This is a genomic window from Herbaspirillum lusitanum, assembly GCF_046025995.1.
GTDB classification, from domain to species: Bacteria; Pseudomonadota; Gammaproteobacteria; order Burkholderiales; family Burkholderiaceae_D; genus Herbaspirillum; species Herbaspirillum lusitanum_A.
Genome location: NZ_JAQQFM010000002.1, coordinates 238,304 through 252,561 on the forward strand (window position 1 = coordinate 238,304; position 14,258 = coordinate 252,561).

Annotated in this window: 12 protein-coding genes; 10 read left to right on the forward strand and 2 right to left on the reverse strand. The window is 56.1% G+C overall.

Features of this window, described 5'->3' with window-relative positions:
- Positions 1-136: 136 nt before the first annotated feature.
- The 10 genes from PQR62_RS04120 (at position 137) to PQR62_RS04165 (ending at position 9,824) form a co-directional block, all read left to right on the forward strand.
- The gene (locus PQR62_RS04120) at positions 137-1,360 is read left to right on the forward strand and encodes a cystathionine beta-lyase (RefSeq protein WP_408155095.1); all 1,224 of its coding nucleotides are present in this window, start codon (positions 137-139) and stop codon (positions 1,358-1,360) included.
- 702 nt (positions 1,361-2,062) lie between these two features.
- Entirely contained in the window at positions 2,063-2,380 is a 318-nt protein-coding gene (gene flhD, locus PQR62_RS04125; protein WP_408155097.1) for a flagellar transcriptional regulator FlhD, read from the forward strand.
- Between the two features lie 143 nt (positions 2,381-2,523).
- Entirely contained in the window at positions 2,524-3,123 is a 600-nt protein-coding gene (flhC, locus tag PQR62_RS04130; RefSeq protein ID WP_408155099.1) for a flagellar transcriptional regulator FlhC, read from the forward strand.
- Between the two features lie 96 nt (positions 3,124-3,219).
- A complete protein-coding gene (locus tag PQR62_RS04135; protein WP_408155101.1) occupies positions 3,220-3,981 on the forward strand; it encodes a class I SAM-dependent methyltransferase in 762 nt (253 codons plus the stop codon).
- A gap of 167 nt (positions 3,982-4,148) precedes the next feature.
- The gene (motA, locus tag PQR62_RS04140; protein ID WP_408155103.1) at positions 4,149-5,009 is read left to right on the forward strand and encodes a flagellar motor stator protein MotA; all 861 of its coding nucleotides are present in this window, start codon (positions 4,149-4,151) and stop codon (positions 5,007-5,009) included.
- Positions 5,010-5,082: 73 nt separating this feature from the next.
- Entirely contained in the window at positions 5,083-6,009 is a 927-nt protein-coding gene (gene motB, locus PQR62_RS04145) for a flagellar motor protein MotB (RefSeq protein WP_408155105.1), read from the forward strand.
- Positions 6,010-6,048: 39 nt separating this feature from the next.
- The gene (locus PQR62_RS04150) at positions 6,049-6,603 is read left to right on the forward strand and encodes a chemotaxis protein (RefSeq protein ID WP_408155107.1); all 555 of its coding nucleotides are present in this window, start codon (positions 6,049-6,051) and stop codon (positions 6,601-6,603) included.
- A 116-nt stretch (positions 6,604-6,719) separates the two neighbouring features.
- Positions 6,720-7,085: a response regulator gene (locus PQR62_RS04155; protein ID WP_408155109.1), complete on the forward strand. Its 366-nt coding sequence runs from the start codon at positions 6,720-6,722 to the stop codon at positions 7,083-7,085.
- A gap of 61 nt (positions 7,086-7,146) precedes the next feature.
- A complete protein-coding gene (gene cheA / locus PQR62_RS04160; RefSeq protein WP_408155111.1) occupies positions 7,147-9,297 on the forward strand; it encodes a chemotaxis protein CheA in 2,151 nt (716 codons plus the stop codon).
- Between the two features lie 20 nt (positions 9,298-9,317).
- A complete protein-coding gene (locus tag PQR62_RS04165) occupies positions 9,318-9,824 on the forward strand; it encodes a chemotaxis protein CheW (RefSeq protein WP_408155113.1) in 507 nt (168 codons plus the stop codon).
- Between the two features lie 195 nt (positions 9,825-10,019).
- On the opposite strand, the gene PQR62_RS04170 is transcribed toward PQR62_RS04165, so the two are convergent.
- Positions 10,020-11,267 carry a DUF2863 family protein gene (locus PQR62_RS04170; protein ID WP_408155115.1) on the reverse strand — a complete coding sequence of 416 codons (1,248 nt, stop codon included), beginning with the start codon at positions 11,265-11,267 and terminating at the stop codon, positions 10,020-10,022.
- Between the two features lie 194 nt (positions 11,268-11,461).
- A complete protein-coding gene (gene acnA, locus PQR62_RS04175) occupies positions 11,462-14,155 on the reverse strand; it encodes an aconitate hydratase AcnA (RefSeq protein ID WP_408155117.1) in 2,694 nt (897 codons plus the stop codon).
- Positions 14,156-14,258: the final 103 nt, after the last annotated feature.

Here is a 14,258-nt window from a genome sequence, read left to right on the forward strand (position 1 = left end):
AATACTTGATCAATACTCTATATATAGTTCTCCACTTTTGGACCTGCTCTGTCTTGGCATGTTTCGCATCAAATAGGGGCGCTTATGCTCCTTGCTCGGACATTTGCAAGAGACAAGTCAATGCGATGATCATAAAATGAAGGCATTCCGGCGCATCTTCATTGCGCCGAATTTCTTTTTGAGGTCATCTGTGTCTGCGCAAAAAAACTCTCATCAAACTGCACTCGTTCATAGCGAATATCAGCCGCCGGCTGGTTTCGAAGCGTTTCCTGTCGGGATTCATCACGCCTCCACCGTCTTGTTTCCGAATGTCGCGGCGATGCGTTCGCGGGATTGGCGCGAGAAGCTGGGTTACACCTATGGATTGCATGGCACGCCGACCAGTTTTACGCTCGAAGCGCGGCTGGCCGAAATCGAAGGCGGCACCTATTGCCGTGTAACGCCGAGCGGGCTCGCGGCCATCGTGATGGTCAATTTTGCATGTCTGAAAAGTGGCGACGACGTGCTGCTGCCAGATAACGTCTACGGCCCGAACCGTGAATTGGGGGCATGGATGCAACGCGACTTTGGCATTGCTGCACGCTTCTACGATCCCATGATCGGCGCCGGCATTGCTGAATTGATTCAGCCCAATACCCGTCTGATCTGGGCAGAGGCACCGGGATCGGTATCGATGGAAGTGCCTGATGTGCCGGCCATCTGCAAGGCGGCCCACGAGAAGGGGGTATTGGTCGCGCTGGACAATACCTGGTCGGCCGGTCTTGCCTTTTCGGCTTTCGAGCATGGCGTCGATATCGTGATGCAGGCATTGACCAAGTATCAGTCGGGCGCATCGGATGTGTTGATGGGCGCGGTGATCGTGCGCGACCAGGCTCTGAATCAGAAGCTCGAGGTGGCGCACATGCACCTGGGATTCGGTGTCGGCATGGATGATGTTTATCTGATCCTGCGCAGCCTGCCTTCCATGAAGTTGCGCTTCGAAGCGCACGATGCCGCCGCGCGCAAGCTGGCGCATTGGCTCAAGCAAAGACCGGAAATCAGCAAAGTTTTGCATCCGGCATTCGAGGATTGCCCCGGGCACGCGCATTGGACTCGAGATTTCACCGGGGCCGGCGGTTTGTTTTCGGTGATTTTCAATGAGCGTTTCACGGAAGAGCAAACCGATCGTTTCGTCGACAGCCTCAAGCTGTTCAAGATCGGTTACAGCTGGGGCGGCGCGCACAGTTTATGCGTGCCCTATCGCATGAAGGGCATGCGCGAGAATTGGTCGGAATTGGGCCAGCTCGTGCGATTCAATGTTGGTCTGGAATCGGTGGAAGATCTGATGCGCGATGTGGAGCAAGCATTGGCGCAAATGTAGTCATGGAAAACAGGGCATCCAGCTTTTCAGGAGCACGGATGTCAGTTTTTTGAGCCGGGAGTGATGCAGAGATTGTATTAAGAATCTGCTGCCAGGCAGCAAGTTTTACGAGCGACGCCGCTTTATAAAACAAGACCTGCCGTATCGCTACATTGTTGCTGGAGCGAGTCCCCGATCTTCGTGGTGTAGGAAAAGAGGAAGGGCAGGGGATTAGATGAATATTGCAAGAACGATAAGATTGAATAAATGGCGGGTGCAATGGGTAATTTTTTGTAAAAGCGTGAAAGTTTTTACCAAAAAAGACGGTTAAATCATAAATTACGTTAGCAAGTCCCTCAATTTCTAATGAGCTAGTCGTGCTCCAGCAACAAAGGCCCTCTGATAAGAGGGAATTTACATATTAAAGAATTGTCGTTTTTGAAATATTTTTGATGATTTCGCCATGGAAATTTTCTATTTCAAAAATAGCCGAAAACTAAACCCAAGTATGTAAACAAAGGCTTTCCAGCCTTTCAAGCGCAGCAATAAAAATATAATAAAATTTTTGTAAGACAAATACCTACAAAAATAAACGGCTCATCGCTCATCTAAAATACCGACTAAGACTAATTTCCCGCCTTTGTGCCCCCCCTCAGAATTGACTCACAGGCAAGTAAATGTAACTGACTGTAAGTGGCATTTTTTCAGCGCATGGGGGTGTACATGAATTCCAACGACATGATGGCAGAGATCCGTGATGCCAATTTGAGTTACCTGATGTTGGCACAACAGATGATTCGTTCCGATAAAGCCACCGCGATTTTTCGCCTTGGCATCAGCGCTGAAATCGCCGAACTGATCCAAGGGCTGAGCAATGCCCAGATCATGAAGCTTGCCGGTACCAATATGATGCTGACCCGTTTCCGTTTTGACGACGGTGCGATCCTCGGCATGCTGACTAATTACAATAAAGACAAAAGTCTGGCGCAGTCGCATGCTGCCATTCTGATGGCATGCCAGCCCAGCGAACAGATTTCCTGAAGCAAGCAAAAAAATAATGACCGGAGTGCGGTATTGCGCCGCGTCTCCGCAGTGAGATGTTGTCGCTTAAATTTGGTAGTCCTGGGGTTTTATGTTTGTAGTTGAGCAGTATTGCTGTTTTGAAAACATCGGGGGTAGTTGTCATGGCTAAGAAAAGCGTCGTTACCGAAGCGCAGGAAATTCAGTTGGCCATAGAGCTGATCAATCTGGGGGCACGGCTGCAGTTGCTGGAGTCGGAAACATCCTTGTCGCGTGAGCGTCTGCTCAAGCTATACAAGGAATTGAAGGGGGTGTCGCCACCGAAGGGCATGCTGCCATTTTCGACTGACTGGTTCATCACCTGGCAGCCGAATATTCACTCTTCCTTGTTTATCAATATTCACAAATACCTGAGCGAGCATGCTCGCATCTCGGGTATCGAAGCGATCATGAAGGCCTACAAGCTCTATCTTGAGCAGGTCGGTCAGACTGAGTCCAATGAGCCGGTGCTGTCGCTGACGCGCGCCTGGACGCTGGTGCGCTTCTTCGAAAGCAAGATGCTGACGACCACGGGGTGCTGCAAGTGTCGTGGTCATTTCGTGGTGCATCGTCTGGATCTGCATCAGGATTATCTCTGCGGTCTGTGCCACATGCCATCGCGCGCCGGCAAGACCAAGAAGGCCAAGGACGCAGTCACGGCAGTGCTCGAATCTCTGGCGATGCCGATGCCGGTATCTGCGCCGATGGCAGCCGCACTGGTCTGAGGTCTTGATTGAACATCGTCGGCTGCGGGGTGCAGTGATAACGCAGATTGAACGCCGCATGATTCGCATGCCGCGATGAGCAAGGAATCGCAAGAAATGAGGCGTCCGCTGTGGCGGACGCCGGCCATTCAGGCGTTGCTGATATTGTGCGTCGCTCTGGCGCTCGCCAATCTGATTGACCTGTTCGCCGAGCCAGCAGGTTTTTCCATTTCACCCATTTGGTTTTCTTTACTGCACGGCTTGTTTGCGGCTGTGATCGCACGCGCCTGCCGGCTGGCGGTGTGGTGGCTCTATATTCTGTTTTTCTTCCCGGTCGCAGCCTTGCTGGTCAGCGCGCTGCATCTTCCTCCCTGGCTGTTTCTCGCGGTCTTCCTTTTTCTGCTGGTGCTGTTCTGGTCGACCTTTCGTAGCCAGGTGCCGTTTTATCCCTCAGGTTTGCCAGTGTGGCGCGCGGTTGAAGAATTGCTGCCCAAGCATCGCGTGATTCGTTTCATGGATATCGGCAGCGGTCTGGGCGGCGCCGTGTTGCATCTGGCGCGGCAACGACCCGAGAGCGAATTCATCGGGATCGAGATCGCGCCGCTGCCATGGCTGGTCAGCCGGCTGCGCGCAAGCCTGAGCGGAAATCGTTGCAGCTTTGTACGCGGCGATTATTTGCTGCTCGATTTCGCCGACTATGACGTAGTCTTCGCCTATCTGTCGCCGGCAGCGATGCAGACCTTATGGAGCAAAGCCAAGGCCGAAATGCGGCCAGGCAGCCTCTTGTTCAGTTACGAGTTTGAGATTCCCGGCCATGCGCCCGACATCGTGATCCAGCCGAAAGAGCATGGGCCGATTTTGCATGGCTGGCATATGTAGCGAACTACATGTAAATACCTTACCGGGTTATCAAGTTTCCATGTTTTGCGCCGTAATTGAAAAGGAAGGACGTTTTTCGGATGTGTATTCCCTCATTTGCTTGCATTGAATACATGTAATCTGATTACCTAGAAAATACTGAACGCCACTGGGACGGGAGTAGGCAATTGTTAGTCATAATTGGATATGTCATTGTCATGGCATCCGTCTTCGGCGGATTTGCGATGGCTGGGGGCCACCTCGGGGCGCTGTTTCAGCCGCTGGAACTGCTGATGATCGGCGGCGCCGCTGCCGGTGCGTTTTTGGTTGGTAACAACAACAAGGCAATCAAAGCCACACTCAAGGCTTTGCCGACCGTGCTCAAGGGCTCGCGCTACACCAAGGCGCTCTACATGGAGCTCATGGCGCTGCTGTTCGAAATCCTCACCAAGTCTCGTAAAGAAGGCTTGATGTCGATCGAAGGCGATATCGAAGAACCGGAAAACAGCCCGATCTTCAGCAAATATCCCGGCGTGCTGGCAGACCATCACTTGATCGAATTCATGACCGACTATCTGCGGCTGATGGTGTCGGGGAACATGGATGCCTTTCAGATCGAAAATCTGATGGACAACGAAATCGAAACGCATCACCACGAAGGTGAGATTCCTGCGCACTGCATCGCCAAACTGGGCGACGGTCTGCCGGCGTTCGGTATTGTGGCGGCGGTGATGGGCGTGGTGCACACGATGGAATCGGTGGGCATCCCGCCATCCGAGCTGGGCATGCTGATTGCGCACGCGCTGGTCGGTACCTTCCTCGGTATTTTGCTTGCTTACGGTTTCGTGGGCCCGCTGTCCAGTCTGCTGGAACAGAAGTTGCATGAGTCGACCAAGATTTATCAGTGCGTGAAGGTGACGTTGCTGGCCAGCCTGAATGGTTATGCTCCGGCCCTGTCGATCGAGTTCGGTCGCAAGGTGCTGTTCTCTACCGAACGTCCATCGTTCATGGAGTTGGAAGAGCACGTGAAGCAAGCCAAGGGTAAATAATTCGTGAAAACACGCGCGCCGGTATCGGTCATCAGGCCAGCCGCACTGACCAGCATTCAGCAGGAGTAGAGACATGGCCGACGAAGGGCTACGTCCCATTATCGTAAAACGCATCAAGAAGGGCGGCGGCGGACACCACGGCGGCGCCTGGAAGATCGCCTACGCCGACTTTGTGACGGCGATGATGGCGTTCTTCCTGCTGATGTGGTTGCTGGGCTCCACCGCCAAGGGCGACCTCAACGGTATCGCCGAATATTTCAAGACGCCGCTCAAGGTGGCAATGGCCGGCGGCTCCGGCAGCGGCGACGCCAACACCGTGATTCCCGGCGGCGGCAAGGATCTGACGCGTCAGGACGGCCAGTTGCGCAAAGGCGAAAATGAAGTCGTCAACAAACGCACCATCCGCGCTGCTCAGCAAGAACTGGAACGCGCCGAGCGTACTCGACTGGATGAGCTCAAGAAGCGCATCGAAAAGGCGATGGACTCCAATCCCACGCTCAAGCAATTCAAGAATCAGCTGCTGATCGACATTACTTCCGAAGGTTTGCGCATTCAGATCGTGGACGAAAAGAATCGTCCCATGTTCGGGCTTGCCAGTGCGCAGTTGCAGCCTTATACCCGCGACATCTTGCGAGAGATCGGCAAGACGCTCAACGACGTTCCCAACAAGATCAGCCTGTCCGGCCACACCGACGCGACGCCATATTCGAGCGGCGAAAAGGGCTACAGCAACTGGGAGCTGTCGGCCGACCGCGCCAACGCTTCGCGGCGCGAGCTGATCGCCGGCGGCATGGATGAATCCAAGATGTTGCGCGTGGTGGGCTTGTCGTCCGCCGTGCTGCTGGACAAGGAAGATCCGTTCAATCCGATCAATCGCCGCATCAGCATCATCGTGATGAACAAGAAGGCGGAAGAAATGGTCGAGAAGGATGGCGGCTCGGTCAATGTATCAACCGATGAAGAAGTGCAGGAAAACCTGGCTGTACCGACAAAAAATTAACCGGATGTTTCATTGACCTCGTGGGGAAGAGAGCGGGATATGCCGACACAAAGAATGCTGCAAGAGCTTAAGCGCTTGCTGCTGGACACGGCAAGCGGCGGTAGCCGCCAATTGACCGAAGTGGAATCCGATCTGGTGCAGACCAACATCTTGCTGGGCGAAGCCATTGGCAAGCTCGGCACCAGCTTCATGGAGCTGCATCACGCGGTTCAGCTTCAGCAGCAGCGACTGGAAACCGTCATGAGCAGCGGTGGCGTGCTTGATCAGGACAGCATTGATGCACTCAAGAGCATGCAGAACGATGTCAATCTGCATGTCAACACCGCGGTCACCGGACTGCAGTTTCAGGATATGACCAGCCAACTGCTCGAGCGCATCGTGCGGCGAGTGATCGGCTTGCGCGAAGCACTCGGTGTGCTGAGCGCCAACAGTTTCGAAATCACGCCCGAAGCAGGTCAGCAGGAAGCTGATCTGGAAGAGTTGCTCGCCAATACCGTCGACTCTATGGAGCAGCGGCTCACCGCTTTGGAGAACGGTCTGTGGAAGGCCGTGCGCCAGACGCGCATGGAAAGCGGCGATATCGAGCTGTTCTGATGCCGGTGGTGCATGTCGGATAGTGCCAAACGGCAAAAGTGGTTTTAATGATGATGATGGGTACGGCATAATGTCTGTCGCTATTGACGGCCGTAAATGGAGAACAGGGAGTAACGATGTCTAAAACGATTCTTGCGGTGGACGATTCCGGATCGCTGCGCCAGATGGTTGTATTCAGCCTGAAGGCCGCCGGTTATCAGGTCACCGAAGCGGTGGACGGACAGGATGCGCTGGACAAGGCCAAGCAACAGACGTTTGATCTGGTGCTGACCGATCAGAACATGCCGCGCATGGATGGTCTTACGCTGATTCGTTCATTGCGTGGTCTGAGCAGCTATCAGAAGGTACCGATTTTGATGCTGACCACCGAGTTCAGCGATGAAATGAAAGCCAAAGGCAAGGCAGCGGGGGCGAACGGGTGGCTGGTCAAACCATTCGATCCGCAACGTCTGACCGAAGTGGTCAAAAAAGTGATCGGGTGATTTTTTCATCACTAAAAAAAGAACAACAATAAAACCACCGCATTCGTGACGGAGCCCAGGCATGAGCATTGATATGAGCCAGTTTTTCCAAGTGTTTTTCGACGAGGCCGAAGAAGGCCTCGCCGAAATGGAAAAGCTATTGTTGGCCGTCAATGTCGCGTCGCCGGATGAGGAAGATCTGAACGCGATTTTCCGCGCGGCGCACTCGATCAAAGGCGGTTCAGCGACTTTCGGCCTGACCGACATCACCGAAATTACGCACGTCCTGGAATCCTTGCTGGATCGACTCCGGCAAGGCGAGATGGCATTGACGTCCGAGCACGTCGATGCCTTCCTGGCAGCCAAGGACGTTTTGAAATCCATGCTGGACGGCCATAAGCATGGCGCCGTGGTCGACCTCGATGCGGTCGGCGACGTGCGCATGCTGCTGCAATCGCTGTCCAAGGCCCAGGGCACGCCGCCTGCGCCAAAAGCGCCGCCGGTTGCAGCCGCGCCTGCGCCGCAGCCTTTGATCGGCCCCGGCGGCACAAAGCGTTATCGCATCGATCTGCCCACCGTTACCGAGCGCGATGCCGATGCCCTGGCGGAAGAGCTGGCGATGCTGGGCAAGATCGAAAAGAGCAAGGCTGAGGATGGTCACTGGACCTTCATGCTGGACACGGTGGAAAGCGTGGACGACATCGTCGCCATCTGCGCCTTCATCGTCAATGTCGCCGATCTGAAAATCTCGCAGGCCGTGATCCCTGTGCAGAGCAAGGAAGAAGAGCAGGGCTACGGTTTCTTCGCGCCCTTCGTGCCGAAAGAAGAGCTCGAACGCCAGCAAGGCTACGGTTTCTTCGACGATGACGAAGTGCAGGATGCGGTCGATCGCGAGCGCGGTTACGGTTTCTTCCCCGGCTTCATCCCGCTGGACATCAGCGAAAAGAAAGTCAATGCCGAGCCGGAAGCGGTGCATCCTGACGACGCGCCGTTGCCGATCACCGAACAGACCGCTGAAAAGAAAGCCGCCAAACAGGCAGGCCATGAATCATCTTCGATCCGCGTCAGCGTCGAGAAGGTCGATCAACTGATCAATCTGGTCGGCGAGCTGGTGATTACGCAGGCCATGATTGAACAGCGCGTCGGCACGCTCGATCCTATGCTGCATGAGCATCTGCTCAACAGCGTCAATCAGTTGACCCGCAACACCCGCGATCTGCAGGAATCAGTCATGTCGATTCGCATGATGCCGATGGATTACGTGTTTTCGCGCTTCCCGCGCATGGTGCGCGATCTGGCGACCAAGCTGGGCAAGCGTGTGGAATTCGTCACGCACGGCGCTGCGACTGAGCTCGACAAGGGCCTGATCGAACGCATCGTCGATCCGCTCACGCACCTGGTGCGCAACAGTATCGACCACGGCATCGAAATGCCCGAGGCACGTCGGGCATCCGGCAAGAGCGAAGCCGGTACGCTGTCGTTGTCCGCCGAACACCAGGGCGGCAATATCATCATTGAAGTGTCGGATGACGGCGGCGGTCTGAACCGCGAACGTATTCTGGCCAAGGCCCGCCAGCAAGAGATGCAGGTCTCCGACAGTCTGACCGATGCCGAAGTCTGGCAACTGATTTTCGCACCGGGCTTCTCGACCGCCGAGCAGGTGACCGATGTTTCCGGCCGCGGCGTCGGCATGGACGTGGTCAAACGCAATATTCTGGCCATGGGCGGCGCCGTGGATATCCGCTCCAGCAAGGGTTTTGGCACCACCATCTCGATTTCGCTGCCGCTGACGCTGGCGATCCTGGATGGCATGTCGATTCGCATCGGCCATGAAATTTATATTCTGCCGCTGGGCTATGTGGTTGAATCGTTGCAGCCGGCGCCGCAAGATATCAAGGACATCAGCGGGCAGGGCCAGGTGATCAAGGTGCGCGGAGAGTATTTGCCGCTGATCCCGCTTTATCAGATTTTCAACATCGATCCGTCTTTCACCGATCCTTCGCAGGGATTGGTGGTCATTCTGGAGTCCGATGGCAAGAAAGCCGCGCTGTTCGTGGACGACTTGATAGGGCAGCAACAAATCGTTGTGAAGAATCTGGAGTCGAATTACCGCAAGGTAGCAGGCATTTCTGGTGCTACTATTCTGGGTGATGGCGGCGTTGCGCTGATTGTCGATGTCGCGGCTTTATTGCGATCAAGTCGGCAACTGAATGATGAATCTGTATTTTCCTGATTTTTGAAGGGGCTTTGACCATGTCTGACAACACATCCAAGAATCTTTCCGGCTTTGGCGAAAAAGCCGACAGCAACGGTAACGAGTTTCTTGCCTTCACCCTGGGCAAGGAAGAATACGGTATTGATATCCTGAAGGTGCAGGAAATCCGCGGTTATGAAACCGTGACCCGTATTGCCAATTCGCCTGACTTCATCAAGGGCGTGGTCAATCTGCGCGGTATCATCGTGCCGATCGTCGATATGCGGATCAAGTTCCAGCTGGGCGAGCCGACGTATGACCAGTTCACCGTCGTGATCATCCTGAACATCTCCGGCCGCGTGGTCGGCATGGTGGTCGACAGCGTGTCCGACGTGATCACTCTGACGCAAGAGCAAATCAAGCCGGCCCCTGAAATGGGTACGACTTTCGACTCCGACTATCTGATCGGTCTGGGCACACTGGATGAGCGCATGCTGATTCTGGTGGACATCGACAAGCTGATGTCGAGCGCAGAGATGGGACTGATCGAAAAGCTGGCGGCCTGATTCACCGCTTGCTTATGGTCGCGGCAGTGCTCCATTCAGGAGGAGACAGTAGGCTTTGATCGTCGCTTGAGCGCATACGCCGGAATTCATCATCCGGCGATTAGAAAAAAAGAAAAGGCATCTGCCGCGCTGCGGTCGATGCCTTTTTGCATGAAGCCGGACTGATTCAAGTCCGGCTTTTTTATTTGCCTGTCCTTAGTGGAAGTGTTCCGCCGGCGGTGGCGTATCTTCCGGCATTTCCGCATGCATCAGTTCGCCTTCGCTGTCGGGGAACAGCGGGGCGCCGCAATCGTCGCAGAACTCCATGGTGAAGCGTTCGTTGTGATGCTTGATGTGGACGATGCCGCATTCGCGCAGGATGGTCAGGATTTCCTGCAGCGGGCTGATGCGCATCGATTCCAGCATGCCGGCGCCGGCCGGCAGCAGCGGCGTCAGATCGTCGCCGTCTTCCTGTTCATAAAGCGGCCACACGGTGCCGTAGACGATGGTCGGGTCGCCGCCGATGGAAAAGCCGATGCGGTATTCATCGATCTGGCCGTTCAGGTCTTCGCTGAAGCCGCCGATGTTGGCGTGCAGCTCGACCGAAGAGATATCGAAAGTCTGGGTCAGGAAATAATCTGCGGCTCGGATCGAGGCCGGGCGGATGCGCTTGTCGGCTTCGCGGCAACCGAAGTAGTAAGCCTGCGGCAGCAGCAGTTCCACATTGCAACCGGGGAGCAGACGCGTCATCAGCGGCGTGGCTTGCTGCTTCCAGGCCTCCAGGGCGGCACTTTTGCCGGCCGAGAAATGACTCTGCTGTTCGCTTTCCTGCCAGTGGAACAGGGCTGTGCCGCTGGCCACTACAACCGTTGCGATCAGGTAGCGGGTATCGGCCAGGAAGGAGGCGGTCGGTTGCTGTTCCGTCGGCAATGCAAGCGGGCCGCGCCTGATGGCGGCCTGGCCCATGCGCTGCATCAGCGCAAAGACTTCCGTGTGATCGCGCGGCAGTTGCTCAATGGCGAACAGTGCCGGCGCCAGCGACAAACGTGCATCGGTGGCCAGCACGTGCGCATGCAGATGTGCGCCCAGAGCATTTTGCATGTCGGCCGTGATCGGACCGGAGGCGATATTGAAGCGGGTCCACGCCAGCACCGGCAGCACCAGCAATTGCACGTCGTAGCTCTGGCCCTCATGTTCCAGCGTGGTCGATTCGCTGCCGGCTTCGACTGCTTCAATCAGCACATCGTAGGCCTCCAGATCGGCCTTGAACAGATGATCCAGCGCGGCGTCAATCTGCGGCTGGTGCGATGTTTTCAGCAGTTTGTTGAGCAGTGTATCGAGCGGATTCTGCCAGGCTTTTTCCTCCAGGCGACTGGAGGCTTGCGCGATGGCTTGCGCATAGGTGACCAGGTGCTGACTATCGGCAGACAGTTTGGAAGAAGAGCGTTTTGCAGGACGGCGCATGTATGACAATCGTGACGGTGAACAAGCCTAGTATTGTAGTTGATTTGCCGCCCATCCCTTGCGGTGATTGATTCCGGGCCGCTGTATAGATAGGCCGCGCGCATGTCGGCGGGCAATAAAAAACGCCGGTAGAAACCGGCGTTTTTTGTCTTGCGTCCCCGCAGTGCGGGGTGTCCTTGCTGAATGGCCTTGAATCAGGCCGCCAGCAGTTGACGCAGCACGAATGGCAGAATGCCGCCGTGCTTGTAGTAGTCCACTTCGATCGGTGTATCGATGCGCAGCAGCAGTTTGACTTCCTTGGTTTCACCGTTCTTGCGATGGATCACCAGAGTAGCTTCCTGCTGTGGCTTGATCTCGCCTTCCAGGCCCTTCAGGTCGAAAGTTTCTTCGCCTGTGATGCCCAGCGTCTGCACGCTGTCGGTGCCGAGGAATTGCAGCGGCAACACGCCCATGCCAACCAGGTTCGAGCGGTGGATACGCTCGAAGGAGCGGGTGATCACAGCCTTCACGCCCAGCAGCTGAGTGCCCTTGGCAGCCCAGTCACGCGAGGAGCCGGTACCGTACTCTTCGCCGCCGAACACCATGGTTGGCACGCCGTCGCCAACGTACTTCATGGCTGCATCATAGATCGCCATTTGTTCGCCGCTAGGCTGATGCACTGTCACGCCGCCTTCAATGCCTGGCACCATCAGATTCTTGATGCGTACGTTGGCGAAGGTGCCGCGCATCATGATTTCGTGGTTGCCGCGACGCGAGCCGTAGGAGTTGAAGTCTGCCTTCAACACGCCGTTGGCTTGCAGCCACTTGCCGGCAGGGCTGGAGTCCTTGATCGAACCGGCCGGGGAGATGTGGTCGGTGGTGATCGAGTCGCCGAACACGCCCAGCGCGCGGGCGCCGGTGATGCCGGTTGCGGCTGCAGTCGGCACTTCGGTGAAGTTTTCGAAGAACGGCGGTTCAGCGATGTAAGTCGAGCTTGGCCAGTTGTAGACCTGGCCTGCGGCCACACCCTTGATGGCTTCCCACAGCTTGCCAGGAGCGCCCTTGACGTCGGCGTAGTTCTCTTTGAAGACCTTCGCGTTCATCGCAAACTTCAGCAGCTTTTCGATTTCTTGCGAAGTCGGCCAGATGTCGCCCAGGAAGATTTCCTTGCCGCCCTTGCCCTTGCCGACCGGCTGTGTCATCAGGTCGACATTGACGTTACCGGCGATGGCGTAAGCCACAACCAGCGGAGGCGACGCCAGGAAGTTCGAACGGATGTTCGGGTGAATCCGTGCTTCGAAGTTGCGGTTACCCGACAGCACGGCAGACGCCACGATGTCGTTCTTGACGATGGCTTCGTTCATTGCAGGCGTCAGGTCACCGGCGTTGCCGATGCAAGTGGTGCAACCGTAAGCGGTCACGCCGAAGCCCAGTTTTTCCAGATAGCCCAGCAGGCCTGCCGCTTCCAGATACTTGGTCACGACGCGCGAGCCAGGGGCCAGCGAAGTCTTGATGTGCGGAGCAACCTTCAAGCCGGCTTCCACCGCCTTCTTGGCCAGCAGGCCCGCGGCCAGCAGCACGCTCGGATTCGAGGTGTTGGTGCAGGATGTGATCGCGGCGATCAGCACGTCGCCGTTCTTCACATTCACGCCATCGGTGTTGGTGTAGTTCGCGGTCAGATCTTCGATCTTCTTGTTGAAGCCGTTTTCTGCGACCGGCTTGACGAACAGGTCGGCGAAGGTCGACTTGACGTTGCCGATTTCGATACGGTCTTGCGGACGCTTCGGACCTGCCAGCGACGGTGCCACGGTGCCCAGATCCAGCGACACTTCGTTGGTGAAGTCGATGTCGCCGGCCTTTGGAATACCGAACAGGTTCTGTGCCTTGAAATAGGACTCGAACGCGTCGATTTCAGCCTTGGTGCGGCCAGTGCCCTTGAAGTAGTCGATGGTTGCTTCGTCGACCGGGAAGAAGCCCATGGTCGCGCCGTATTCCGGCGCCATGTTGGCGATGGTGGCGCGGTCGGTCAGCGACAGCGACTTGGTGCCTTCGCCGAAGAATTCGACAAACTTGCCCACGACCTTGGTCTTGCGCAGCAGTTCGGTGATGGTCAGCACCAGATCGGTTGCGGTGCAGCCTTCGCGCAGCTGGCCGGTCAGGTTCACGCCGACCACGTCCGGTGTCAGGAAGTAGACCGGCTGGCCCAGCATGCCGGCTTCCGCCTCGATGCCGCCCACGCCCCAACCGACCACGCCGATACCGTTGATCATGGTGGTGTGCGAGTCAGTACCGACCAGTGTGTCAGGGTAGTAGACGCCGGTCTTGTTGTGCACGCCGCGCGCCAGGTATTCCAGATTCACCTGGTGCACGATGCCGAAGCCCGGAGGCACAACGCCGAAAGTGTCGAATGCCTGCATGCCCCACTTCATGAACTGGTAGCGCTCGTTGTTGCGCGAGAATTCCAGCTTCATGTTCAGGTCCAGCGCCTTCTTTTCGCGGAAGTGATCGATCTGTACCGAGTGGTCAACGACCAGGTCGACCGGCACCAGCGGTTCGATGTTCTTCGGATTCTTGCCCAGCTTGCTGGCGACGTTGCGCATCGCAGCCAGGTCGGCCAGCAGCGGAACGCCGGTGAAGTCTTGCAGCACCACGCGTGCCACCACGAACGGGATTTCGTCAACGCGGGCGGCCTTGGCGCCCCAGTTCGCCAATTGCTTGACGTGCTCTTCGGTGACTTTCTGACCGTCGCAGTTACGCAGGACGGATTCCAGCACGATACGGATGGAAACCGGCAAACGGGAGATGTTGACGCCAAGTTTTTTTTCCAGGGCGGGCAGGGAGTAGAACTTGCCTTTCTTGGAACCGGAAATCTTGAATTCCTTAAGGGTGTTCAATGTGTTGCGGGACATGGCCTCTTCTCCTTAGATGGCTATTGGTGGTGTTAGCTAGTCGAATCTGGTTTGCTTTGCAATGCTGCGCGGTAATGCCTGATTCAAAAACTTAAAACGGGTG